We start from the raw sequence: 23,143 nt of genomic DNA, 5'->3' as shown, positions 1-23,143 counted from the left end.
GTTGGCAGGTTACAGTCGGGTACTTATAGGTACAACCCGAATTGCTATGTCGTTGTTTTGAGGGGGTTTGCCTTCAATTGGATACCCCATAATCCAGGGTAAAAAGTAGGGGTTCTGCCGGGGGCGGGACTTGAACCCGCACTCTGTTGCCAGAACCGGATTTTGAATCCGGCGCGTCTACCAATTTCGCCACCCCGGCTAGAGGTGTCCCGGCCTGGCCGGGCGGCCCAGTATAGGGCCGGTCAGGCGTTGATCAAGAGTCCAGGTAGAGGGACTTGGGCTGGCGCTGGTACCAGTCGCCTTTCAGCGGCATGAACACGTTGCAGTTGGTCATACAGCCGGAGTAAACGTGCACGGAGACGGCGATCTGGTCGTCGTGGGCGTTTTTGATCGTGTGGTACTCGTGAGGTGGAATCAGGCTGCCGGCAGAACCTTGGCCGGCCTGGATGGCGCCTACCTCGCGGAAATTGAAGCGGTCACCGTCCTCTTGGGTCAGGTCGTACTGAACGACCTCCAGCTCACCGTGCCAGACGCCCTCGACGCACCACATGCCGCAGTGATCGTGGATGGGTGTACCCTGGCCGGGGCCCCAGGTCATGGCGATCACCGAGTAGCCGAGCTCTTCGCTGCGGTGCAATTCGCGCCGCGCATAGCGGCCTTCGGCGGTCTGAAAAACCTCCTGAGGGAGCTCCACGTTGTCGCTGCGAATGAGTTTGCAAAGCGCGCCGCGAAGCTCCCGAACGATGTCGTTCTCCGCCTCGAAACGCACCGCATGATCAATGGATTCAATGAGTTCCAGATAGCCGGGGAAACTCTGCTGCGGCTGTGCTGCCATTTATAAATGCTCCAGGTAGCTGGCCACGACGGGCGCAAAGCGCTCTGCGTCGACCAGAAAAGAATCGTGACCCTGCACCGATTCTAGCGCACGAAACTGCACCGGGGTACGTTCCTCGGTCATGATCGTGGCGATCTGGCGCTGCTGATAGATCGGAAACAGGATATCGGACCCAACGCCGACCACCAGCGCTGATTTGAAGCGCGCGATCGAGTCGGCCATGCCAAAGCCGTGGTCCTTGGCGTCGAACCAGTCCAGGGCACGGGAAAGATACAGGTAGCAGTTGGGGTCGAATCCGTGGATGAACTTCTGCGCGTGATACTGCAGGTACGACTCGATCTCAAAGCTGGGCCCAAACGGATCGTCACCCTGCTCATCGAGCGGGATGGTCTCGCGCATGAACCGGTCTTGCCATTCTTCCGCTGAGCGGTAGGTGATCATGCCGAGCTTTCGCGCCAGCCGCATGCCGGTCTTGGGGCCGTCGCCGTCGCCGTAGTTGCCGTTTTCCCACTCGCTGTCCTCACGGATCATCTCGCGCTGGAGGGACCGCAGAGCGATCGCAAAGGGCGTCGAGGAAATGCCCGAGGAGATGTTGATCATGTGGCGCACCCGGCCGAACTGCAGCGAGTAAGCCAGGGCGGTCATGCCGCCCATCGACGGGCCGATCATCACCGCAATCTCCGGAATATCCAGCGCCCGCACCAGCTCATGCGCCGCCGCGGCGATGTCCTCGATGCTCAGCTTGGGAAAATCCAGGCGATAGAGCTCGCCGGTCTCCGGATTGATCGACGCTGGCCCCGTTGAGCCTTTGCAGCTGCCCAGCGAATTGATGCAGAGCACAAACCAGCGGTTGGTATCGACGGGCTTGTCTGGCCCGACCATAAACTCCCACCAGCCCGGGGAGGGATTTTCATCCGAGCTGCAGACGTGCGCGTCCGGCGACAGCCCGGTGCAGATCACCACCGCATTGTCCCCGCGGCTATTCAGCTTGCCCCACGTTTCATACGCGAGCGTGAACTGGCTCAGGCCCCCGCCGCGACGAAAGCGGAAGGGTTTGTCGTAGGTGAAGTACTGGCGTGCGTCGCTCATGGACCGCTGGCTGAAAAAACCAGACGGCATTGTCGGCGAATTTGGTCGAGGCGGCTAGCGCAGTCTGGCGTAACCATTTCGGTTCGCCTTTCGTCAAAACTTCAATGGCCGCGGAAACGGCCACCTTGGGGCAAAGCAGTTGACAAACTACACCTGTAGTACTACAAATGTAGTTGATAGTTTGCTGGAGCGAGTGAAATGACCGCCGACACCCGATTAAGCGACCTGCAGCTGGACGTGATGCAGGTGCTCTGGAACCACGGAAGCGCCACCAGCGCCGAAGTCTGTGAGGCGCTCGCCGAGCAGCGCTCCCTGGCGCTGACCACGGTCGCTACGCTGCTGAAGCGCCTGGAGGACCGGGGGCTGGTCAGCCACGAGACGCACGGACGCAGCTTTATCTATCGGGCTGAGGTGGAGCAGAAAGACGTGCAGCGCGACCTGGTTGGCGGCCTGATCAAACAAATGTTCCTCGGCGACCCGGCGGCGCTGGTGAATCACCTGCTGGGTGACCAGCCGATCGACGACGAGGACCGAGAGCGGATCCTCAAACTGTTGGAAGAGAATCGAGACGGAGCGTCGTCATGAGTATGGACCTCAACCTGAACCTATTGACCGAGTGGCTCCTGACGTACGCCCTACACAGCACCGTGCTGCTGAGCGCCGCGGCGATTGCGGATCGGACCATCCTTCGGGGACGTTCCTTCTGGCAGGAACTCGTGTGGAAGGCGGCACTGCTGGGCGGCATCCTGAGTGCTTCACTGCAGGTGGCGACCGGCGGATCGGCGCTGCTGAAGCTGCCCGTGCCCGACGCGCTGCTGCCGGGCGTCGCGGCGGAAAGCACCGTCGACTCCCGTCGGGCGACGCCCGCACCTCAGGCGACGCCGCTGCCGCGGGCGGAGGTCCTGGGGGCTGGCGGCAGCAAGATGAAGGCCAAAGTCCTGGCGCCAAAGCTGGCAAAGCCCGCAATGCTGCCGGCCTTAGCGCCCAGCGCACCCTGGATTGGTCTCTGGCTGATCGGCGCGGCCTTGATGCTGGCACGGCTCGAGCTGGCCGCCTTTCAGCTTCGCCACCTGCTGCGCGACCGCCGGCCGTTCCCTTCCCGTTTGCTGCCGGAAGACCTGCCCGGCTGGGTTCGGGTCAGCGCCTGTCGCGACATCAGCCAGCCGATGGCCGTTGGGCTTCGGGAGATCTGTTTGCCGCAAACGATGACCACCATGCCGCAGCAGCAGGTTCATGCGGCGTTGGCTCACGAGCTGGCTCACCTGCAGCGGGCAGACGGCGTGTGGCGCTGGCTTTGCCTGCTGGTGCAGTCGGTTCTGTTTTTCCAGCCGCTCAATGTCCTCGCGTCGCGCCGAATTGCCGCCGCCGCGGAGCAGGGCAGTGACGCACTCGCGCTGCGAGGCGGCGCGAAGCGTTCCGATTTAGTAGAGGTACTGGCGGCATTTGCACTCGGCAACAAGCCGGCCGCCGGGCGGCGCCCGTCGCGGCGGTCAATGAACACGCCGCTGCTGGCGAGCGCCATGGCCGGTCGTCGCCATGAGGTGGTCACCCGGATCGAAAACCTGCTGGCTGGCCGGCTGAGCGTCGGGCCGAACGGCCGGCTGGTGCTGCCGGTCGCTGTTGTGGTCGCGTTGGCCGGCGCGCTGGCTTTGCCAACCCTGACCACGGGCACGGAGCGCCGGGGTACAAGCGTTGAAGTCACCAGCCACTCCAACAGCACAACCCAGATTTCGGTCACCCACAGCGACGATGATTTTAGGCTCAAGCTAAAGGCAGAGGGCCGCTTCGCGTTTAACGAAGCGGAATCGGCGCTGGAGTCGCTCGACGGCTTTTTTGATCTTACGACAAGCCGGCCCGGTGAAAAGCGACGCGTCCGGTTTGTCGGCGACGATGGTGCTATCGAGACCACCTACTGGGTCGACGGCCGCAAGAGACCATACGATGCCGAGGCGCAAGCCTGGTTCGCCGACCAGCTCCCCGAGATGCTTCGGATCACGGGCATCGACGCTGAGGCTCGGGCAGGGCGGATTTATCGCGCCGGCGGCATCGATGCGTTGCTCGAAGAGGTCCGGCTCACCCGAAGCGATTTGACCCGGCGCCGGTATCTGAGCGGCCTGGCCAAGAGTGAGGCGTTGGCAGACGAAGAGGTCACGCGACTGCTGAGCATCGCCGGCGAGAGCATCGGTAGCGACGTTGAACAGCGTCTGGCGATGGAGGCTCTGGCCAAATATCAGGCGGATCAGATCGACTGGCTCACCTACTACGCCGCCACCAACGCCATCGGATCAGATGTTGAGCAGCGTTTGGCGCTAGAATCCAGCCTCCGGCTTCTCCCCGAGAAGCCCGAACTGAGCGAAGCGTACGTGCGGGCCACCCGCGAGCTGGGCAGTGACGTTGAGCATCGCCTGGCGCTGGAGGCGCTGCTGGAGCGCGGTGCCCTCGATCGGGCCGTTCACGACACGCTCATCGATGCCGCGGGTGATATCGGCTCCGACCTGGAGCAGCGTCTGCTGCTGTCTGAACTGATCAAAAAGGAGCTCCAGCAGGAAACTGCGGTGATGCTGGTGCGCAAGGCCGGCGAGCAGATCGGCTCAGACCTGGAACTTCGGCTGCTGCTGTCCGACGTGCTCGATCGTCACGAGAGTGAGGCGGTCAGGGACGCGGTGTCGCGGGCGGCGGAGCAGTTGGGTGGCCTGGAGAAAGAGCTTCTGCTGCGCGAGCTGTAACTTAAGGCCAATCGAATCGTATCGAGGGGTAAGCTAGCTACACACCTCGAGGAACAGCTGATGAGCCACTGGATTCGCGTTGCGGCCGCCGCCGGTCTGTTAACCCTGATTACGGGCTGCGGCATCACCGCTGGCCGCGGCGCTGGCTTCGCCAGCTTTTCGCCGCCGCCGGAGGCTGATCGGGTGGTTGGCATCAGTCTCGGGGCGCTGCCGCTGAAGCTGGCGCGGGTGGTCATGGACGACGACGATCCGGAGGTCAAGATGATTCTAAAGGGGCTGCGCGGGGTGCGGGTTTTTGTGTATGAACTTAACAACCCGGTCAGCGCGGACTCGCTGGCGCCGACGCTCGATACACTCGATCGGAAGGGCTGGGAGCCGGTCGTGGCCGTTCGTGAGGATGGTGAGACGGTGCATGTATTGCTCAAAACCGATCGCCATGACGCGGTTCGCGGTATGGTGGTTTTGGCCGCTGACGGCCGCGAACTGGTGATGGTGAACCTGATGGGCCGCCTGCGGCCCGAGATGTTTAATGCCTATATGGACGATCTGTCCATCGATGCGCCCCGGGTATCGGTGGATTCAACCTAAACGATCGAAGCCGACAGCGCGGCGAGCCGCCGCGTGACCGGCAATTCCCGCCGCGTCGACAGCCGCCAGCTGGGCGTGGATCATCGGCTACCGGAACTCATCGCTCGCTACCGAGCCTCCGAATACCAAAAGCCGGTCGCCGAACACACCCGTGAGGCTTTTGGCTGGCTTTGTGACCAGGTGAACCTGTCTCAGCATCGTCTGCTGCTCGACAGCGGCTGCGGTACCGGCGCGTCTACGCGTCATCTCGCCAGGGGGGAAACCGCAGATCCGGCCTTGCTGGATATCCCGCCCACCCTGTTTATCGGTGTCGACCAGTCGGCTGCCAGGCTTCGCAGCGAGCAGTGGGGCGGGCCAGGCCGACAAGACGGCAACGTGATTTTGCTGCGGGCAGAGCTGACAGATTTCTGGCGGCTGCTTGCCGGGGCGGGCATTAGGCTCGCGCATCACTACATTCTCTATCCCAATCCGTGGCCCAAACCTTCACAGCTGCAGCGGCGCTGGCACGCGCATCCCGCGTTTGCGGCGGTTCTCGAGCTAGGTGGGCGGCTAACGCTTCGCACCAACTGGGCGGCGTACGCGGAAGAATTTGCTGCGGCCTTGAGCGCTTACGGCCGCACCGGCGCGAAAGCGGCGCGAATTTCTCCCGATCCGCCAATGTCACCTTTTGAAAACAAATACCTGGCGAGCGGGCACCCGCTTTATGGGGTCTGCTACGATCTGGGCTGACCGAATTTATGGAAAGACGGCTAAAGTTTTCGGAAAAACCTGCCGATATTTTCCGGGCAAACGGAGTGCCCAGATATGACCAGATCGGAACTGATTGGCCAGCTGCGCCAGTTCATCATGCTCGAGACCGACCAGAACCAGCTGGCCTGGTGGCAAAGCGAGCTGGCTGCCCTGGCGCTGGTCGCCGAGCAGCGTGCGAAGGACAGCAACACCGAGCAACACGGCGAATCCGTCCGAGGGGCACCGCCACCATTTGTCGGCACCGGTTAGAATTCTGCGCACTGTCTTCTGGCGTACCGCCTGACCCTTCTCGGCCGCGACATCTCAAACGGCGGCCGGCTATAATTCCAGTCTTGCTTAAGCTGCCTCATGGATGTGGCGACATCCAAAAGCCGGCGAGCATCGACACAATCACTTAAATAATCTCTTTGCCTGGGGAGGCAGAATGACAACGGTTCCCGGACCGTTCTATACCCTCAAACAGCGGGTACCCGCGCTTTGCGCGTTGCTGCTGGTTGCGTTGCTGGTACTCGCGGGTACGTCTGCGGGCGGCTGGCCCGCGCCCGGTCTCAGCCTGCCCGCGCTCGCGTCGCTGGTGCTGATCCTGCCCGTGGCGGTCGCGCTCGAAATTCTGCTGGGCCCGCTGCTGCTGGGCGCCTGCGTTGCCTGCTGTGTCGGTCTGGCGCTGGGTATTCCGCAGCTGCTGGACGGCAGTCAGCAGCTGGGCGCCGACACGCTCCTGATGGTGGCGTTTGCCATGCAGGGGGTGGCGCTGGGCGTCCTCCAGGGAGCCGCTACCCGCCCGTTCTGTTTTCTGCCGGGCTCGATCGGCGCGCTGGCCGTGCCGTGGTGGCTGCCGGCGGGCCTGGGCGGTGTCGGCCTGCTGGTGATGTATTTCACGCTGGGCCTGTCGCCGACGGTCTACGCGCTGCTGGCCTTTGCCGGCGGGCTGCTGCTCGGAATTTTGGTCAAGCTGGCGGGGCTTGCCAGCGATCCATCCGCCGGGGCTGCCGCTCAGGGCGACAAGCTCGAGGAATCACTTAACCAGGTGGAAGGCCTGCTGAACGAGCGCAAGCTGCCGGCGGCGCAGCGCGCGATCGAGGCGATGCATCGGGCGGCGCCGGGTGACCTTCGCGTTCGCCAGCTGCGCTACTCCATCTGGAAGTTTGAACCCAAGAAACCCCAATTCCACGCCGCGGCGGGCAATCTGCTGATGCGGCAGGAGGGGGAGGGCGGCGACCGGGAGGTGATTACTGCCCTCTACAAAGACTATCTGGCGGTGGCGCAGGGGCAGCCGGCGCTTACCTCCAGCCTGCATATCACGCTCGCGCAGCGCTTTGCCGACTGGGACGTGACCGACCACGCGGCCAACATCGTCAACGTCTATCTCCAGCGGGAACCCGGCCACCAGGGGCTGCCCCGAGCCATGCTGGCGCTGGCGGAGTCTTACGCGAGGTCCAGCAACGTCAATCGCGCCACCTATTTTGCCGAGACACTTCTGACCCTGATGCCGACCACGTCCGAGGCCCACCTGGCTCAGCGTCTGCTTCGCGGGCTCAACGCTTCCTGATTGCAGTAAACTACGCCACGAATTTTTGATGGGATCGGGTGCCCCCAGCGCTTGGCGAATTTGGCCAGCCGTGCGGCCCTGGTTCCGAAAGACAAGGAAAAACCGTTCATGAGTAATGCGAGCAAGACCTCGCCGTTGGCCAGCCATTTTATTCGGCAGATCATCGAGAAAGATCGGGCCGCCGGGCGTCATGAGGGTCGGGTGGGCACCCGCTTTCCGCCGGAACCCAATGGCTATCTGCATATCGGCCACGCGAAGTCGATTTGCCTGAACTTCGGGCTGGCGCAGGACTACGCGGGCAGCTGCAACCTGCGCTTCGACGACACCAATCCGGAAAAGGAAAGCGAAGAGTTTGCCGCCGCCATCGAGCGCGACGTGAGCTGGCTGGGCTTTGAGTGGCAGGCGCTGCGCCACGCGTCCGACTATTTCGGACAGCTCTATGACTTTGGCCAGGAACTGATCCAGAAAGGGCTGGCCTACGTGGACTCGATGCCCGCCGATCAGATCCGCGAGTATCGCGGCACGCTGACTGAGCCGGGCAAAGCCAGCCCCTACCGGGACCGAGGCGTCGAGGAAAACGCGGACCTGTTTCGACGCATGCGTGACGGTGAATTCGAGGACGGCGCCCACGTGCTGCGGGCGAAAATCGACATGGCGTCACCCAACATCAATATGCGCGATCCGGTCTTGTACCGGATCCGCCGCGCGACCCACCACCGCACGGGCGATCAGTGGTGCATCTATCCGATGTACGACTTCACCCACTGCATCTCCGACGCGCTGGAGGGCATCACGCATTCACTCTGCACGCTGGAATTCGAAGACCACCGGCCGCTGTATGACTGGGTGATCGAACACACCTCGGTGCCGCACCAGCCGCAGCAGATTGAGTTTTCGCGGCTCGAGCTGCTGTACACGGTGACCAGTAAGCGCAAGCTGGCGGAGCTGGTGTCGCTGGGCCTCGTCGAGGGCTGGGACGATCCGCGCATGCCGACGCTGTCGGGCATGCGTCGGCGGGGCTATCCGCCGGAGGCGATCCGCGATTTTTGTCAGCGGATCGGCGTCAGCAAAGCCGAGAACAAGGTGGAAATGGGGGTGCTGGAAAACTCGGTGCGCGAGGCGCTGAACGCCACCTCGCCGCGCGTCATGGCGGTGCTCAATCCGCTCAAGTTGGTGCTGACCAATTACCCGGAGGACAAGACGGAGTCGCTCGACTGCCCGTTTCATCCCCAGCAGCCGGAGCTCGGCTCAAGGCCCGTCCCGTTTACGCGCGAAGTCTTTATCGAGCGCGACGACTTCATGGAAGATCCGCCCGGCAAATATTTCCGGCTGAAGCCCGGCGGCGCGGTTCGCCTGCGGTTTGGGTACATCGTCGACTTTGAGTCGGTAGTGAAAGACGACGACGGTAACGTGGTGGAGGTGCGCTGCCGGGTGGATCCAGAAACCCGCAGCGGCAGCGACACCTCCGGGCGTAAGGTCAAAGGGACCATCCACTGGGTGTCCGCCGCCCACGCCGTGGACGCCACGGTGCGCGTCTACGACCGGCTGTTCACCCGGCGTCGACCTGACGACGGCAAAGAGGGTAAAGACTTCAAGGACTACCTGAACCCCGACTCTCTGACGGTGCTGGAGGGCTGCAAGCTGGAGGGTTCGATGGCCGGCACCGAAGCCGGCAGTCGCTTCCAGTTCGAGCGAAACGGCTATTTTGTGGCCGACGAAAAAGACAGCAGCCCCGACGCCCTGGTGTTTAACCGCACGGTGACGCTGCGCGACTCCTGGGCCAAGATCGAGCAGCAACAGCAGCAGGAAGAGCAGCAGGGCAAGAAGGGCTGATGCGGCTGGTTATCGACACCGACCCGGGGGTGGACGACGCGCTGGCGATCATGATGGCGCAGGCGTTCCCGGGCTGCCGGATCGAAGCGCTGACCGTGGTGGGCGGCAACGTGGGTCTGGACATGACGCTCCGAAACGCCGGCTTCCTAAAGGACACGCTGGCGGCCGATTTTGCGATCTATCCCGGCTGCGGCCGCGGGCTTTGCTGGCAGCCGGAAAACGCGGCGTTTGTGCACGGCGAGGATGGATTTGGGGATGTGCTTGAAGGACAGCCCGAAGCCGTCCCGGAACGTGAACACGCAGCGAGCGCGCTGGTGCGGCTGGCGCAGGAAAACCCCGGCGAGCTGACGCTGATCACCATCGGCCCACTGACCAATGTTGCCCTGGCCCTGCGGCTGGAGCCGCGGCTTCCCGAGCTCTATCGGCGCCTGGTGGTGATGGGCGGGGCGGTGACCGGACGCGGCAACGTGTCGAATATCAGCGCTGAGTTCAACATCTATACCGACCCGGAAGCGGCGCACATCGTGTTTTCCGAATGGCCGTTCTTTGAGCTGGCTGACTGGGAAGCGACGATGGATCACCAGTTCACCTTTGCTGCGCTGGACGGGTGGCTGGAATCTGGTTCGCCGAGCGCGGCGCTCTACGGACGTATCTGTGGTCAGGTCCGCAATTTTGTGGCTGAGAGTGAGCCGGACGATCCCAAGATGCGGGCGGCTGACGCGCTTGCCATGGCTCTGGCGCTGGAGCCTGAATCGGTGCTCGAGTCAGCAGAGCGGCACGTGGCCGTGGAGCTGGCGCCCGGCATGACCCGCGGCATGACCGTGGTGGATTGGAACCAGCGCACCGGCCGGCCGGCCAATGCGCGGATTCTTCAGAGATTTGATCAGGCCCGCTTCGAGGCGCTGATTCGCCAGGGGTTAGGCTGAGGCGACCCTAATCGTCGGCGTTGACGGCGGTGATGATGTGGCCGCCGGATTCGGCGTCGTTCTGCATGGTGATCAGACCCTTCTTCTGGGCTTCCTCCAGCAGCTGGCTGAAGCCTTTGAAGCCGTGATAGCTCTCGTTGAAGCCGGGCTTCCGGCGCTTGATGGCCTGCTTGACCATCGAACCCCAGACCTTCTTGTCGCCCCGCTCGGCCATCATGTCGTCGAGCGTCTCCAGCAGCAGATCAAACGCCTCCTGGGTCCGATCGACCTCGGTCTCAGCCTCAGTCTCTTTCGCGGCGGCCTTGCTGCTCCGGGTTTTCTTCTTGCTGCCCGATTTCTTCGCCCGCGGCTTGCGCTTGTCAGCGGCGCGGATCAGGTCGTCGTAGTAGATAAACTCATCGCAGCTGGCGATGAGCAGGTCAGAGGTTGAGTTTTTGACGCCAACGCCGATCACCAGCTTGTTGTTCTCGCGAAGCTTGGCCACCAGCGGCGAAAAATCGGAGTCGCCGCTGATCACGACAAACACGTCGACGTGGGCTTTGGTGTAGCAGAGGTCCAGCGCGTCCACGACCATCCGGATGTCGGCAGAGTTTTTGCCGGACATACGCACGTGGGGAATTTCGATCAGCTCGAACGCCGCCTCGTGCATCGTGCTTTTGAAACCCTTGTAGCGATCCCAGTCGCAGTACGCCTTTTTGACGACGATGTTGCCTTTCAGCAGCAGCCGCTCCAGCACCTGCTGGATGTCGAAGCGTTTGTAGTTGGCGTCTCGCACGCCCAGCGCGACGTTTTCAAAGTCGCAAAACACCGCCATGTTCGCGGTTGAATTCATGTCACTCATGGTTTGTTGTTCTCCTGCGCGTTCGCCAGTGGGGCGAACAGCGTCTGGTTATCTTGTTTGGGCTGAAGCCGAAGGGCTCAGCCGGCTATTTCACCGGCATGCCCGGCTTGGCGCCGCTGTCCGGGGACATCAGAAAGAGCTCGTCACCGCCCGGGCCAGCGGCCAGCACCATGCCCTCCGACAGACCGAACCGCATCTTGCGCGGGGCGAGGTTGGCCACCACAACCACCAGCCGGTCGGTCAGCGTCTCGGGCTGATAGGCCGACTTGATGCCCGCAAACACCTGGCGCTGCGGACCGTAGTCACCCAGGTCCAGCTCCAGGCGCAGCAGCTTGTCGGCACCCTCGACGTGCTCCGCCTTGATGATCCGCGCCACGCGCAGGTCGATCTTGCTGAAATCGTCAATGGTGATGGTGGCCCTTTCCTCCGGCGCCGCCTTCGTGTCTTTTTCCTTTTTGGCCGTTTTCTTGTTCTCAGCCTCGGGCTGATCGGTGGCCTGCAGGTCCTCGCGCGAGGCCTCCACAATGGCGGCCACCTGGCGCTCGTCCACCCGGGTGATCAGCGGCACAAACGGGGCGATCTCGCGCGCCAGCAGCGGCTCGCTGATGTCCGCAAAGGTCAGCGGCTCAACCTGCAAAAAGGCTTCGGCCTTGACCGCCGTATCCGGGATGATGGGCTTGAGGTAGATCATCAGCAGCCGGAACAGGTTGATGCCCTGGGTACAGACCGCCTGCACCTCAGCTTCGCGCCCCGGCTCTTTAATCATCTGCCACGGCTTGTGCTCGTCGATGTAGCGGTTGGCTTCGTCTGCCAGCGCCATGATGGCCCGGACGGCGCGGTTGTAGTCGCGCGCCTCGAAGTGGCTGATGATATCCGGCCCGGCGGCCTGCAGTTTTTCCAGCAGCGCGGGCTCGGGGAGCTTGTCCGCCAGCCGACCCTCGAACCGCTTGCTGATAAATCCCGCGCAGCGGCTGGCGATGTTGACCACCTTGCCGACCAGGTCGGAGTTCACCCGCGCAACAAAGTCCTCCAGATTCAGGTCCAGGTCAGCCAGGCCCGGCCCCAGCTTTGAGGCGTAGTAATAGCGCAGATAGTCGGGCGCGAGGTGTTCAAGATAGGTGCGGGCCATGATGAAGGTGCCGCGGGTCTTGGACATCTTCTGACCGTTCACCGTCAGGAAGCCATGCACATACACCGCGCTCGGCAGCCGGTAGCCGGCGGCTTCCAGCATGGTCGGCCAGAACAGCGTGTGGAAATACACGATGTCTTTGCCGTTGAAGTGATAAAGCTCGGTATTCCCACCCGGGCGCCAGTACTCGTCGAAGTCCAGGCCGCGTTCCTCGCAGAGACGCTGGAAGCTGGCCATGTAGCCGACCGGCGCATCCACCCAGACATAAAAGTATTTGTCGTCGGTTCCGGGGATGTTGAAGCCAAAGTAGGGCTGATCGCGGGAGATGTCCCAGTCGGTGAGTCCTTTTTCGAACCACTCAGCGAGCTTGTTGGATACCTCAGCCTGCAGCTGGCCGCCGTTCACCCACTCCTCCAGGAACGCCTGGCGCTCGCCCAGGCGGACGAAGTAATGCTCCGACTCGCGAAGGACGGGCTTCTCACCGGTGACGGCTGAGTAGGGCTCGATCAGGTCGGTGGGGTTGTAGGTGGCGCTGCAGACCTCGCAGGCGTCGCCGTACTGATCCTTCGCGCCGCAGTTGGGGCAGGTGCCCTTGATAAAGCGGTCGGGCAGGAACATCTCCGCCGTCGGGTCGAAGTACTGCTCGATCGTGCGCACGTCGATCAGGTTGCTCGACTTGAGCTTCTCGTAGATGTCGTAGACCAGCGCCTGGTTCTCGTCCGAATGCGTCGAGTAGTAGTAGTCGTAGCTGATCGAGAAGTCTTTGAGGTCGGCCTCATGGGCTTCCCGGCTCTCAGCGATCAGCTGCTCCGGCGTGATGCCCAGCCGCTGTGCGTTGACCATGATGGGCGTGCCGTGGGCGTCGTCGGCGCAAACGAACCAGCACTCATGACCCTGCATCCGCATGGCCCGCACCCAGATGTCGCCCTGCACGTGTTCCACCATGTGCCCAAGATGGATCGCGCCGTTGGCGTAGGGCAGGGCACAGGTGACAAGGATTTTGCGCTTTTCGGTCATCGGTCGAGCGGGTCAGGATTCAAAAGGCGCATTATCCGGGAAATCGACCGCTATGACACAGTTTGCTTCACCCCCTTGCTATAATCGCGCGCCTTTTTACGCAGGATGGCTGTTGTGGCGGATCGATCTACCGTAGAAGCGCTGCTGGCGGGTTTTGTTGACCCGTTGACCGGTGAAAGTCTGACAGACGCCGGTGCCTTGTCGGGGCTGGCTTTGGACGGCGATAAGCTGGCTGTACAGATCGAGCTGGGCTACCCGGCGAAGGGCATTCAGGAGCAGCTCGGCACCGACATCGAGAACCACCTCAAGGCGAGCGGGTCGTTCTCGGCGGTGGCGGTTGAGGTCACCAGCCGCGTTGTTGCCCACAAGGTGCAGGGTGAGCTGACCCCGCTGCCCGAGGTCAAAAACGTGATCGCCGTGGCGTCCGGCAAAGGCGGCGTCGGCAAATCCACGACGTCGGTGAACCTGGCGCTGGCGCTGGCCGCGGAAGGCGCCACCGTCGGATTGCTGGACGCTGACATCTACGGGCCGAGCCAGCCGCGCATGGTAGGCGCTTCGGGCAAGCCCGAGAGCGACGACGGCCACACGATCGAACCCAAGATGAGCCACGGCCTGCAGACCATGTCGATCGGCTACCTGATCGATGAGGACACGCCGATGGTGTGGCGCGGGCCGATGGTGACCCAGGCCCTGCAGCAGCTCATTTCCGACACTCGCTGGAAAGGCCTGGATTACCTGATCATCGACATGCCGCCGGGGACCGGCGACATCCAGCTCACGCTGGCGCAGCGGGTGCCGGTTTCAGGCGCGGTGATTGTGACCACCCCTCAAGACATTGCGCTGCTCGACGCCAAGAAAGGCCTGCGCATGTTTGAGAAGGTCTCGGTGCCCGTGCTGGGGATTGTCGAGAACATGAGCACCCACGTGTGCTCCAACTGCGGCCACGAAGAGCCCATCTTTGGCGAGGGCGGGGGAGCCTCGATGGCTGAGCAGTACAACGTCAAGCTGCTGGGCCAGCTGCCGCTCGACATTCGCATCCGGCAGCAGACGGATTCCGGCAACCCGACGGTGGTCGCAGAACCCGACGGGGCGCTGGCCCAGTCCTACCGGGAAATCGCCCGGCAAACCGCCGCGCAGCTCTCCGTGCAGGCGCGGAACAAGAAGGTGCAGTTCCCCAACATCGTGATTAAGGACACCTGATGAGCATCAAGGCTGACCACTGGATTCGCCGCATGGCGGAAGAGCAGGGGATGATCGAGCCCTTTGAGCCCGGCCAGATCCGCCAGGGAGAAGACGGCAACCGGATCGTCTCTTACGGCACCTCAAGCTACGGCTACGACGTCCGCTGCGCGCCCGAGTTCAAAATCTTCACCAACATCAATGCGGCGGTAGTGGATCCGAAGGCGTTTGATCAGGCCAGCTTCGTCGACTTCACCGGCGACTGCTGCATCATCCCGCCCAACTCGTTTGCGCTGGCCCGCACCGTTGAGTATTTCCGGATCCCGCGCAGCGTGTTGACCGTGTGTCTCGGCAAATCTACCTACGCCCGCTGCGGCATTATTGTGAACGTGACGCCGCTCGAGCCTGAGTGGGAAGGACACGTGACGCTGGAGTTTTCCAACACCACGCCGCTGCCCGCCAAGATCTACGCCAACGAAGGCGTGGCGCAGATGCTGTTTTTTGAGTCCGACGAGCCGTGTGAAACCTCGTACAAGGATCGGGGCGGCAAGTATCAGGGCCAGCGCGGCGTCACGCTGCCGAAGACCTAAGCCAATCGGGTCAACCCGACGGCGGCAGCTGGTTGGTCGCGGGCGTGCGGAGCACGATGTCGGCTTCGCTGACAATCTGCTGGCCGTCGCGCCAATATTCGATGGACATGCGGGTGCCCGGTAGGGTGTTGGCAATCAGCCGGTAGGCGGTGACGCGGTCGCTCACCGGCTGGCCGTCCATGCGGGTGATGTAGTCGCCCGCCTGCAGGCCCGCCGCCTCAGCCGGTTCACCCTGATAGACGCCGACAACCGTCACGCCCGGCTGCCCTGCCGCCCGCCGCGCGGCGCGATTGCCGCTGTCGCTCAGCACCGTTCCCAGCCAGCCGCGCACGATCACACCGTCTTCGATCAGCGTGTTGGCCACGGACATGACGGTCTCAATCGGAATCGCAAAGCTGATTCCCTCGGCGTTCTGGGGTTCTTCGTTGGGGTTGCTATTGCGTAATGTTCCGACCGCCGTGTTGATGCCGACGATGTCTCCATCAGGATTGATCAACGCGCCGCCCGAGTTGCCTTCGTTGATCGCCGCGTCGGTCTGGATCAGCGTCTCATAGAGGCTCACCTTCAGATCCGACCGGCCGGTGGCGCTGACAATCCCCATGGTGACGGTTTTGCCCAGGCCCAGCGGATTGCCGATCGCGAGCACCACGTCGCCCACCAGCAGGGGCTGATCGGGCGCTTGGAGGGTCGGGAGGTTGTCGTAATCCACCTTGAGCAGCGCCAGATCGGTTTCTTCATCCACGCCGATGACCCGAGCCTGCGTCACGCGCCCGTCCCACAGCGCCACGTTGATATTGTCGGCCTCAAACACCACGTGAAAGTTGGTCACGATGATGCCGTCCTCGCGCAGGATGACGCCGGAGCCGAGCACCTGACGATTAATGAGCTGGGTGGAAAGTAAAGTTCCGCCCGCAAAGCGCCGAAATTGGGGATCGCGGGGTACCAAAGACTGGCGGGCTCTGAGCTGTATACGGTCGACGTAGACGTTGACCACAGCCGGTGCGGCGATGGTCACCGCTTCGGAAAAAGAGCGGATTGTCGGCGGGTTTGCCGCTGCCGTGGAGGAGTCATCCAAAGGGGGCTCCAGCACGTATTGCCGGGTCAGGATGGCCACCGCGGCGAACGCGAGACCCACAATGACGGCTTTTCCGAAGAAAAGTGAGAGTTTTGCCGCAGTACCCATAGGGGGATTTTACGCGAAATTGACTCTTAAATCGTTTTAATAGCGTGGACTTGAGCTGTCTTGAGTCGCTACAATTGGCGGTTGGGATGCTGGCGCTTCCCTTTTTTTTACCCGATTTTCTGGAGAAAACATGTCTAACGAAGACGTGAGTCAGGACCGACGTAAGTTCCTGACGGGCACCATGGTGGTGGTCGGCGGCATTGGGGCCGCGGGCGCTGCTGTTCCGTTCATCAAAATGTGGGAGCCCAGCGCGAAGGCAAAAGCTGCGGGCGCGCCGGTTGAGGTTGTCGTCGACAAGCTTGAGCCGGGCCAGATGCTGCAGGTTGAATGGCGCGGGCAGCCGGTGTGGATTGTGAACCGCACCAAGACCATGCTGGACGGACTGCCGCAGGTCCGCGAACGGCTCCAGGATCCGGATTCAGAAAACGAAGACCAGCAGCCTGAGTACGCCAACAACGAGTACCGCTCCGTCAAGCCGGAGATGCTCGTGCTGGTGGGGATCTGCACCCACCTTGGCTGCTCACCGAAGTTCATCCCCGAGATGACCGCGCAGCCTTTCGATTCAGATTGGAAGGGCGGCTTTTTCTGCCCGTGCCACAACAGCCGCTTTGATCTGGCGGGTCGGGTTTTCTCTGGCGTTCCGGCGCCGGCGAATCTCAAGGTACCGCCTCATACCTATCTTGATTCATCACGCCTGCTGATCGGCGTGAACCCTGAAGGAGCCGCGTAATGAAAGAAGCAAATGGACCGGTCGCTCGAGCCCTGAGCGGCGGCCTGAGCTGGGTCGACCAGCGTCTGCCGGTCGTCGACGCCTGGAACAAACACCTGGGGCAGTACTGGGCGCCGAAAAATTTCAACATCTGGTACTACTTCGGCTCTCTGGCGCTGCTGGTGCTGGTTAATCAGCTGATGACCGGCATTTGGCTGACCATGCACTACAAAACCAGCGCTGCGGAAGCTTTCGCTTCGGTTGAGTACATCATGCGTGATGTGCCCTGGGGCTGGCTGGTGCGCTACATGCACTCCACCGGCGCCTCGCTGTTCTTTGTGGTGGTTTATCTCCACATGTTCCGCGGCCTAATCTACGGCTCCTACCAGAAGCCCCGTGAGTTGATCTGGGTCTTCGGGGTCACGATTTTCCTGTTGCTGATGGCCGAAGCCTTCATGGGTTACGTCCTGCCCTGGGGCCAGATGTCCTACTGGGGTGCGCAGGTGATCATCTCGCTGTTTGGCGCGATACCGTTTATCGGTGAGGGGCTGGCTGAGTGGATCCGAGGTGACTACCTGGTCTCTGACGCGACGCTAAACCGGTTCTTCGCGCTTCACGTCGTGGCACTGCCGCTGGCGCTGATCGCGCTGATCGCCCTGCACATCCTGGCGCTGCACGAAGTGGGTTCCAACAACCCCGACGGGATCGACATCAAGAAGAACAAAGACGAGAACGGCAAGCCGCTCGACGGCATCGCCTTCCACCCGTACTACACCGTGAAAGATCTGGTGGGCGTGGGTTTCTTCCTGCTGCTGTTCGCCTTCATCATCTTCTTTGCGCCCGAGATGGGCGGCTGGTTCCTGGAGCACGATAACTTTGTGCCGGCCAACCCGCTGGTCACGCCGGAGCACATCAAACCGGTCTGGTACTTCACGCCCTACTACGCGATGCTCCGGGCCATTCCCGACAAGCTGATGGGTGTGCTCGTCATGGGCGGGGCGGTGATGATTCTATTTGCGGTGCCGTGGCTGGATCGCAGCCCCGTCCGCTCCATCCGCTATCGTCCGATGCTGACGAAGGTGCTGTACGCGATCTTCGCCGTTTCGTTTGTGTGGCTGGGCTGGCTTGGCGCTCAAACGGGCAGCACGCTGCAGACTATCCTGGCGCGGACCTTCACCTTTTACTACTTCGCGTTCTTCCTGCTGATGCCCTGGTGGACCACCATGGGTGAAACCAAGCCGGTACCGGAGAGGGTTACGTCATGATCCGTACGTTTGTGAACGGCCGGGTGCTGCTTTGCAGCGCCCTGCTGGCCCTGGCCGCCGCCAGCGCCGTCATGGCCGCCGGGAACGCTGAGCTTGACCATGCGCAGACCGACATCGGCAACGTTGCGTCTCTGCAGCGCGGCGCGAAGCTGTTCGTCAACTACTGCCAGGGCTGCCACGGCTCGCAGTACATGCGCTACAGCCGCCTCGGCGAAGACCTCGACTTGACCGAAGAGCAGATCGAAGAGAATCTGATCTTCAGCGACGCTAAGGTCGGGGACGTGATGCTGTCAGCCATGGATCCGGTCGACCAGGAAGTGTGGCTGGGTGCCAAGGCCCCCGATCTTTCGGTGGTCTCGCGGTCTCGCGGCGTGGATTGGCTCTACACCTACCTGCGCCAGTTCTATATCGACCCGTCACGGCCGATTGGCTGGAACAACAAGGCATACCCGAACGCCAACATGCCCAACGTGTTTTGGGAAATGCAGGGTGTCCGGAAAGCTGTCTACGAGACGCATGAAAATGACGAAGGCGTGGAAGAGACGAAGCTGGTTGGCTTTGAGCAGGTCACAGAAGGTACGATGACCGAAGAGGAATTCGATCAAACGATGCTCGATCTGGTGTCTTACCTGGAGTATCTCGGTGAGCCGGCCAAGCTGCAGCGGGAGTCGCTTGGCATCTGGGTTCTACTGTACCTGGCGCTCTTCACTTTCGTAGCATACTTGCTCAAGAAGGAATTCTGGAAAGACGTCAAGTAAAGGTTACCGCCACAATCAGGGTCGGCAAGGCCGGCGCCGGTTAAGCAGGCTACCTACATCGCCGCGCAGGCATCGCCGGCGGCACAAACGAGGGGATGAAAAGAATAATGAATGTGTCAGTTGCGGCCCGAGGCCGCTCGGTGATGGCGCTGTTTTCTTCACCAACGTCACTGCAGAGCCACCGCGTGCGCTGCGTGCGGGCCGAGAAGGGCATCAACGTTGAGGTGGTCGACGTCGACCCGGCTCAGCCGCCCGAAGACCTGATCGACCTCAACCCCTACCAGACCATTCCCACCCTGCTCGACCGCGATCTCGTGCTGTACGACGCGGGGGTCATCACCGAATACCTCGACGAGCGCTACCCGCATCCGCCGCTGATGCCGGTGGACCCGGTGTCGCGCGCTCGGCTGCGTCTCGCCATGCATCGTTTGATGAAAGACTGGTACACGCTGGCGGCGAAGCTCGAAGCCAGCGATCGGCGCAAACACGAGTCGGCGCGCAAGCATCTGACCGAAGCCCTTGTCACGTCCAACGACGTATTCAAAGCCGCTACCTTTTTCCTGCACGACGAGCTGACCTTGGTCGACTGCGCCGTGGCGCCGCTGCTTTGGCGCCTGGAGCATTTCGGCATCAAGCTGCCGCGCCAGGCCGCATCGGTGAAAAAATACGCCGAGCAGCTGTTCGAACGCCCCTCGTTCCGCGCCAGCTTGTCAGAAGAAGAGCTCCAGATGCGCGGATGATCTCATCCCGCCCGTACCTGATCCGAGCCCTTTACGACTGGATCGTCGACTCCGACCTGACGCCCTATCTGCTGGCTGACGTGACGGTGGACGGTGTTGACGTGCCGCCGCAAGGCATCAAGGACGGCCGGATTGTGCTCAACATGGCGCCTCACGCCGTGCAGGATATGGTGCTCGGCAACGACGCCGTAACCTTCTCCGCGCGCTTTTCCGGCGCCGCTCGCAACGTGTATCTGCCGGTCTCGGCGGTCCTGGCCGTTTACGCCAAAGAAAACGGCCACGGCATGATGTTTGCGGCCGACGAGGCGGACAGCTCGCTCACTGAGACCGCAGACGGCAAAGACGATACCGACGATCCCAACGGCGGGAAGAGTCACCTCAAGGTCATCAAATAGACCCCATCGGAATGACGAGCCGGCCGCTGGCGGCGCCGTCCAAAATCACCTGCGTGGGCTGACCGGCCAGCAGGATCACCATCCCGGGCTGACGGTCCGAACCCTGCTCACTGAACTCGAACCGAAAGTGCCGCCGCAGGCTGAGGCTGCCCGAGGGCGCCCGGGCCAGCTTAAGCCCGCTGAGCCGCACGGTTTGGTCGAGAAATTGCACCTGAACCTGGCTGCAGGCGTCCCGGCAGGCGGCCACCGCCGCTTCGCGCGCCCGCACTGCGTCAAACCACAGATAGGCTAGCGCGCCAAGGAAAAGCAGCAGCGCCGGGGTGAGTGTGTCCAAGGGCGTAAAATCCTCTTCGTGGATGCGCTAGAATTCAGGGGATTACTGGTGACAATACCAGACTAGAGCGCCTATCCACGGAAGCTAGCGAACCCCTGGCGATGCCAGCGGTCCATTAAGGGCGCCATCAACGATTACTTTTTGCGGGCGTCATGGTTCAAATCCCCGGATATACGCTGAAGAAAACGCTGGGAACGGGTGGCATGGCGACGGTCTATCTCGCCGTGCAGGACTCGCTACAGCGGGAGGTTGCGCTGAAGGTGATGTCGCCGGCCCTGGCGGCTGACCGAACCTTCGCCGACCGGTTTGTCGGCGAAGCCCGAACCATCGCTGAACTCAACCATCCCAACATCGTTTCGATTCATGACGTTGGCGTAACGCCCGACCGGCTGCACTATTTCTCGATGCGGCTGCTGCCAGGCGGTGACCTGGAGCAGCGTGTTCCTGACGGGATGCCGGAGCGTGAGCTCCTGCGTATCCTGCTGCCGATCTGCAGCGCGCTGGGTCACGCTCACGAACGGGGTTTTGTTCATCGTGACGTAACACCTGGCAACGTGATGTTCGACGCGGCCGATCAGCCGGTGCTGACGGACTTCGGGATCGCCACGGTGGTCAGCGAAGCCTCGCGCATGACGGCCACGGGTCTGAGCATGGGCACGAGCTATTACATGAGCCCGGAGCAGGCGCGAGGCCGGCAGGTGGATGCCCGCTCGGATATCTACAGCCTCGGTGCCGTGATCTATGAGGCGCTGTCCGGGAAGCCGCCCTACGAGGGTGACGACAGTTTTGCGGTTGCCTACGCCCATGTTTATGAGCCGGTGCCGAAGCTCCCGCCGCGCTTCCTGCGCTGGCAGGAGCTGATCGCCCGCTGTATGGCCAAGTCCCAGGACGACCGCTACGCGAGCATGAAAGAAGTCTCCGCGGTGCTGGAGGGTTTCCTCAAGAAAACCACCGGCGACGGGCGCCGCCGGGACCAGCAAAAGCCGGATCTGGCCGTCACCACGCCGCTGCCGATTCCGAAGATTTCGCCGAACAAATCGGGGCGGCTGCGTTGGGTGGGCCTGGCCCTCGGCAAAGGGCCGGGCGACTGGCTGTCCGGTATCGGTCCCGCCGCCCGCCGGGGTACCGCCTGGGTACGAGGCAAGCTGCAGCGCCTGCCTCCGGCAGCCCTTGGAGGGCTGGCGGTCGGTGTCGTTTTACTCGGGCTGGCTGTGTTCTTCGCCGGCTCTGACGAGCCCAACGAGGCGGCCGATGATGAAGCGGTGCTGGCGGTCGCCGAACCCTCCGAAGAGCCTGACTCAACCGCGCCGTCCAACGATGCTGGCGCCGCCGCTCCCGTGGACGACAGCGCCGACGAGACGCCCATGGCCGAACCGGAAGAACGCCTGCCCGCTTTGCCAACGGTGGACTCTACGCAGCCCGATGAGCCGGTGCTGGTGGACCTCGATGAGTCGGACGAAGCGCTGCTGGTTGAAAGCCTGCTGAACACCCCGCAGGGTCGGGCCAGGCTGCAGTCGCTGCTGGATGACGCGAGTGCCGCGCTGGCGGCCAACCGCCTCACCACGCCGGCTGACGACAACGCGTTTGACCTGTTTCAGTCGGCGCTGTCGCTGGATCCCGACAACGATGTCGCGCAGGCCGGCATGGAGCAGATCATTCGGCGCTATGTGAGGCTGGCGCGGCGGGCCGTCGACCGAGGCCGGTATCAGAGCGCCGTGACGCTGGGCAAGCGGGCCAGGCAGGTCGCGCGGCAGATTACGCTGACCGACAGCGTTGCCGAGGCCCTGGACAGCGTCGAGGAGTACGGCTATGAGCAGACCATCGCGCGCGCTGTTGAGGCCGAAAGGGTTGGCGACCGCAGCCGTGCGGCCAGCCAGTATCGCTCGGCGGCGCTGTTCAAACCGGAGGACGCAACGATCGAGGACGCGCTGGCACGCCTCGCCCTGCCGCCGGAGCCGGAAGGCCCGTACATGGAGCGCGACGAGCTGCTCGACGGTGGCGAGGGCCCGGAGATGCTGGTGGCTGACGACGTCACCATGGCGGTACGCGAGATCACCGTCGATGAGTTTGAGCAGTTTGTGGCCGCCACCGGTTACGACCTTGCCGAATCCTCGTGCCGCAACCTCGAGTCCTGGATGCGGGCGAGCCGTAAACGCAACTGGCGGGAGCCCGGCTTTGAACAGAATGGTGACCATCCGGTCGTTTGCGTGAACTGGGAAGATGCAACCGCCTACGCGCAGTGGCTCAGCAACCAGACCGGCCGGGTGTACGCGCTGCCGAGCGTGGAGCAGTGGCTGGAAACCGCGGGCTCACCCCCCGACGACTGCAGCGCTAACTGGGGGGATCAAACGCTGGTGGCGCAGCTGCGACGCCGCAAGGTGCTGGACTGTGAAGACGGGTTTGCCTATACCGCCCCCGGCGGGAGCTTTCCCGCCATCGCGGGCGGTTTGCACGACCTGCACGGCAACGTTCGGGAGTGGACCGCCGATTGCTTGCGCGAACGCGGCGGCTCCTGCCGCCAGTACGGCGTGGTCGGCACGTCCTGGCTCGACGGCGAGCGGCCCAAGTTCCTGACCGCGGCAAAAGGGTACGACCCGGCGCAGCGCTATAACTCCATCGGCTTTCGGGTCGTCCGACAGGAAGACGTCGACGCTTCGCCTTAAGGCCCCGCGTTTCCCGTAACGTTAAGTCCATTTCCCGGGTCTCC

Annotated in this window: 22 protein-coding genes and 1 tRNA gene; 16 read left to right on the top strand and 7 right to left on the bottom strand. The window is 62.7% G+C overall.

The annotated features are described in order from the left end of the window. Positions 1–115: 115 nt before the first annotated feature. The 3 genes from AAF358_19300 to AAF358_19290 all read right to left on the bottom strand — a co-directional run bounded on the left by AAF358_19300 (position 116) and on the right by AAF358_19290 (position 1,924). Positions 116–199, bottom strand: a tRNA-Leu gene (locus AAF358_19300). Between the two features lie 54 nt (positions 200–253). Then, entirely contained in the window at positions 254–835 is a 582-nt protein-coding gene (locus tag AAF358_19295) for a cysteine dioxygenase family protein (GenBank protein MEM7707707.1), read from the bottom strand. Further along, positions 836–1,924 (bottom strand): homoserine O-acetyltransferase, encoded by a 1,089-nt coding sequence (locus tag AAF358_19290; GenBank protein ID MEM7707706.1) that lies wholly within the window; start codon positions 1,922–1,924, stop codon positions 836–838. A gap of 198 nt (positions 1,925–2,122) precedes the next feature. Between AAF358_19290 and AAF358_19285 the strand changes: the two genes are divergently transcribed. The 8 genes from AAF358_19285 to AAF358_19250 all read left to right on the top strand — a co-directional run bounded on the left by AAF358_19285 (position 2,123) and on the right by AAF358_19250 (position 10,296). Continuing rightward, positions 2,123–2,509, top strand: a complete 387-nt coding sequence (locus AAF358_19285; GenBank protein MEM7707705.1) for a BlaI/MecI/CopY family transcriptional regulator — start codon at positions 2,123–2,125, stop codon at positions 2,507–2,509. Beyond that, a complete protein-coding gene (locus AAF358_19280) occupies positions 2,506–4,650 on the top strand; it encodes a M56 family metallopeptidase (protein MEM7707704.1) in 2,145 nt (714 codons plus the stop codon). The genes AAF358_19285 and AAF358_19280 overlap by 4 nt, the downstream gene beginning before the upstream one ends. 60 nt (positions 4,651–4,710) lie before the next feature. Then, complete coding sequence (locus AAF358_19275; protein MEM7707703.1) at positions 4,711–5,238, top strand: DUF4252 domain-containing protein; 528 nt, start codon at positions 4,711–4,713, stop codon at positions 5,236–5,238. A gap of 33 nt (positions 5,239–5,271) precedes the next feature. Beyond that, on the top strand, positions 5,272–5,967 hold the full coding sequence (locus AAF358_19270) for an SAM-dependent methyltransferase (protein MEM7707702.1): 696 nt from the start codon (positions 5,272–5,274) through the stop codon (positions 5,965–5,967). 75 nt (positions 5,968–6,042) lie between these two features. Continuing rightward, a complete protein-coding gene (locus AAF358_19265) occupies positions 6,043–6,237 on the top strand; it encodes a hypothetical protein (protein MEM7707701.1) in 195 nt (64 codons plus the stop codon). A 175-nt stretch (positions 6,238–6,412) separates the two neighbouring features. Next, positions 6,413–7,537 (top strand): hypothetical protein, encoded by a 1,125-nt coding sequence (locus tag AAF358_19260; GenBank protein ID MEM7707700.1) that lies wholly within the window; start codon positions 6,413–6,415, stop codon positions 7,535–7,537. 108 nt (positions 7,538–7,645) lie between these two features. Continuing rightward, positions 7,646–9,370, top strand: a complete 1,725-nt coding sequence (locus tag AAF358_19255; protein ID MEM7707699.1) for a glutamine--tRNA ligase/YqeY domain fusion protein — start codon at positions 7,646–7,648, stop codon at positions 9,368–9,370. Continuing rightward, positions 9,370–10,296, top strand: a complete 927-nt coding sequence (locus tag AAF358_19250) for a nucleoside hydrolase (GenBank protein ID MEM7707698.1) — start codon at positions 9,370–9,372, stop codon at positions 10,294–10,296. The genes AAF358_19255 and AAF358_19250 overlap by 1 nt, the downstream gene beginning before the upstream one ends. 7 nt (positions 10,297–10,303) lie before the next feature. Here the strand turns inward: AAF358_19250 and AAF358_19245 are convergent, their stop codons facing one another. After that, positions 10,304–11,137, bottom strand: coding sequence for an NYN domain-containing protein (locus AAF358_19245; protein MEM7707697.1), 834 nt, complete (start codon positions 11,135–11,137; stop codon positions 10,304–10,306). A gap of 85 nt (positions 11,138–11,222) precedes the next feature. Further along, the gene (gene metG, locus AAF358_19240; protein MEM7707696.1) at positions 11,223–13,283 is read right to left on the bottom strand and encodes a methionine--tRNA ligase; all 2,061 of its coding nucleotides are present in this window, start codon (positions 13,281–13,283) and stop codon (positions 11,223–11,225) included. A gap of 105 nt (positions 13,284–13,388) precedes the next feature. On the opposite strand from metG, the gene apbC reads away from it, so the two are divergent. Then, entirely contained in the window at positions 13,389–14,483 is a 1,095-nt protein-coding gene (gene apbC / locus AAF358_19235; protein ID MEM7707695.1) for an iron-sulfur cluster carrier protein ApbC, read from the top strand. Continuing rightward, positions 14,483–15,052 carry a dCTP deaminase gene (gene dcd / locus AAF358_19230; GenBank protein MEM7707694.1) on the top strand — a complete coding sequence of 190 codons (570 nt, stop codon included), beginning with the start codon at positions 14,483–14,485 and terminating at the stop codon, positions 15,050–15,052. The genes apbC and dcd overlap by 1 nt, the downstream gene beginning before the upstream one ends. A 10-nt stretch (positions 15,053–15,062) precedes the next feature. Here dcd and AAF358_19225 read toward each other — a convergent pair whose 3' ends face one another. Further along, positions 15,063–16,235, bottom strand: a complete 1,173-nt coding sequence (locus AAF358_19225; GenBank protein ID MEM7707693.1) for a trypsin-like peptidase domain-containing protein — start codon at positions 16,233–16,235, stop codon at positions 15,063–15,065. 130 nt (positions 16,236–16,365) lie between these two features. Between AAF358_19225 and petA the strand changes: the two genes are divergently transcribed. From petA to AAF358_19200, 5 genes are all read left to right on the top strand, one after another. Continuing rightward, positions 16,366–16,965: a ubiquinol-cytochrome c reductase iron-sulfur subunit gene (gene petA / locus AAF358_19220; protein MEM7707692.1), complete on the top strand. Its 600-nt coding sequence runs from the start codon at positions 16,366–16,368 to the stop codon at positions 16,963–16,965. 32 nt (positions 16,966–16,997) lie between these two features. Then, the gene (locus AAF358_19215) at positions 16,998–18,209 is read left to right on the top strand and encodes a cytochrome bc complex cytochrome b subunit (protein MEM7707691.1); all 1,212 of its coding nucleotides are present in this window, start codon (positions 16,998–17,000) and stop codon (positions 18,207–18,209) included. After that, positions 18,206–18,967 (top strand): cytochrome c1, encoded by a 762-nt coding sequence (locus tag AAF358_19210; protein MEM7707690.1) that lies wholly within the window; start codon positions 18,206–18,208, stop codon positions 18,965–18,967. Before AAF358_19215 ends, AAF358_19210 begins: the two co-directional genes overlap by 4 nt. A gap of 113 nt (positions 18,968–19,080) precedes the next feature. After that, positions 19,081–19,707, top strand: coding sequence for a glutathione S-transferase N-terminal domain-containing protein (locus AAF358_19205; protein ID MEM7707689.1), 627 nt, complete (start codon positions 19,081–19,083; stop codon positions 19,705–19,707). Further along, the gene (locus AAF358_19200; protein ID MEM7707688.1) at positions 19,704–20,102 is read left to right on the top strand and encodes a ClpXP protease specificity-enhancing factor; all 399 of its coding nucleotides are present in this window, start codon (positions 19,704–19,706) and stop codon (positions 20,100–20,102) included. The genes AAF358_19205 and AAF358_19200 overlap by 4 nt, the downstream gene beginning before the upstream one ends. On the opposite strand, the gene AAF358_19195 is transcribed toward AAF358_19200, so the two are convergent. Next, the gene (locus AAF358_19195) at positions 20,095–20,436 is read right to left on the bottom strand and encodes a DUF3301 domain-containing protein (protein ID MEM7707687.1); all 342 of its coding nucleotides are present in this window, start codon (positions 20,434–20,436) and stop codon (positions 20,095–20,097) included. The genes AAF358_19200 and AAF358_19195 overlap by 8 nt on opposite strands. A 152-nt stretch (positions 20,437–20,588) precedes the next feature. Between AAF358_19195 and AAF358_19190 the strand changes: the two genes are divergently transcribed. Next, positions 20,589–23,099 (top strand): bifunctional serine/threonine-protein kinase/formylglycine-generating enzyme family protein, encoded by a 2,511-nt coding sequence (locus AAF358_19190; protein MEM7707686.1) that lies wholly within the window; start codon positions 20,589–20,591, stop codon positions 23,097–23,099. The last annotated feature ends 44 nt before the right edge of the window (positions 23,100–23,143 follow it).

This window comes from Pseudomonadota bacterium (genome assembly GCA_039033415.1).
Taxonomy (GTDB): domain Bacteria; phylum Pseudomonadota; class Gammaproteobacteria; order Xanthomonadales; family SZUA-38; genus JANQOZ01.
This window is presented reverse-complemented; position numbering and strand designations above follow the sequence as displayed.

Bases quoted from the DNA above. Each gene is read 5' to 3' on its own strand.
- AAF358_19275 (MEM7707703.1), top strand. From the start codon at position 4,711: ATGAGCCACTGGATTCGCGTTGCGGCCGCCGCCGGTCTGTTAACCCTG.
- AAF358_19255 (MEM7707699.1), top strand. From the start codon at position 7,646: ATGAGTAATGCGAGCAAGACCTCGCCGTTGGCCAGCCATTTTATTCGG.
- AAF358_19265 (MEM7707701.1), top strand. From the start codon at position 6,043: ATGACCAGATCGGAACTGATTGGCCAGCTGCGCCAGTTCATCATGCTC.
- AAF358_19290 (MEM7707706.1), bottom strand. From the start codon at position 1,924: ATGAGCGACGCACGCCAGTACTTCACCTACGACAAACCCTTCCGCTTT.
- AAF358_19225 (MEM7707693.1), bottom strand. From the start codon at position 16,235: ATGGGTACTGCGGCAAAACTCTCACTTTTCTTCGGAAAAGCCGTCATT.
- AAF358_19260 (MEM7707700.1), top strand. From the start codon at position 6,413: ATGACAACGGTTCCCGGACCGTTCTATACCCTCAAACAGCGGGTACCC.
- AAF358_19295 (MEM7707707.1), bottom strand. From the start codon at position 835: ATGGCAGCACAGCCGCAGCAGAGTTTCCCCGGCTATCTGGAACTCATT.
- AAF358_19285 (MEM7707705.1), top strand. From the start codon at position 2,123: ATGACCGCCGACACCCGATTAAGCGACCTGCAGCTGGACGTGATGCAG.
- dcd (MEM7707694.1), top strand. From the start codon at position 14,483: ATGAGCATCAAGGCTGACCACTGGATTCGCCGCATGGCGGAAGAGCAG.
- petA (MEM7707692.1), top strand. From the start codon at position 16,366: ATGTCTAACGAAGACGTGAGTCAGGACCGACGTAAGTTCCTGACGGGC.
- AAF358_19280 (MEM7707704.1), top strand. From the start codon at position 2,506: ATGAGTATGGACCTCAACCTGAACCTATTGACCGAGTGGCTCCTGACG.
- AAF358_19245 (MEM7707697.1), bottom strand. From the start codon at position 11,137: ATGAGTGACATGAATTCAACCGCGAACATGGCGGTGTTTTGCGACTTT.
- AAF358_19200 (MEM7707688.1), top strand. From the start codon at position 19,704: ATGATCTCATCCCGCCCGTACCTGATCCGAGCCCTTTACGACTGGATC.
- metG (MEM7707696.1), bottom strand. From the start codon at position 13,283: ATGACCGAAAAGCGCAAAATCCTTGTCACCTGTGCCCTGCCCTACGCC.
- AAF358_19190 (MEM7707686.1), top strand. From the start codon at position 20,589: ATGGTTCAAATCCCCGGATATACGCTGAAGAAAACGCTGGGAACGGGT.
- AAF358_19210 (MEM7707690.1), top strand. From the start codon at position 18,206: ATGATCCGTACGTTTGTGAACGGCCGGGTGCTGCTTTGCAGCGCCCTG.
- apbC (MEM7707695.1), top strand. From the start codon at position 13,389: ATGGCTGTTGTGGCGGATCGATCTACCGTAGAAGCGCTGCTGGCGGGT.
- AAF358_19250 (MEM7707698.1), top strand. From the start codon at position 9,370: ATGCGGCTGGTTATCGACACCGACCCGGGGGTGGACGACGCGCTGGCG.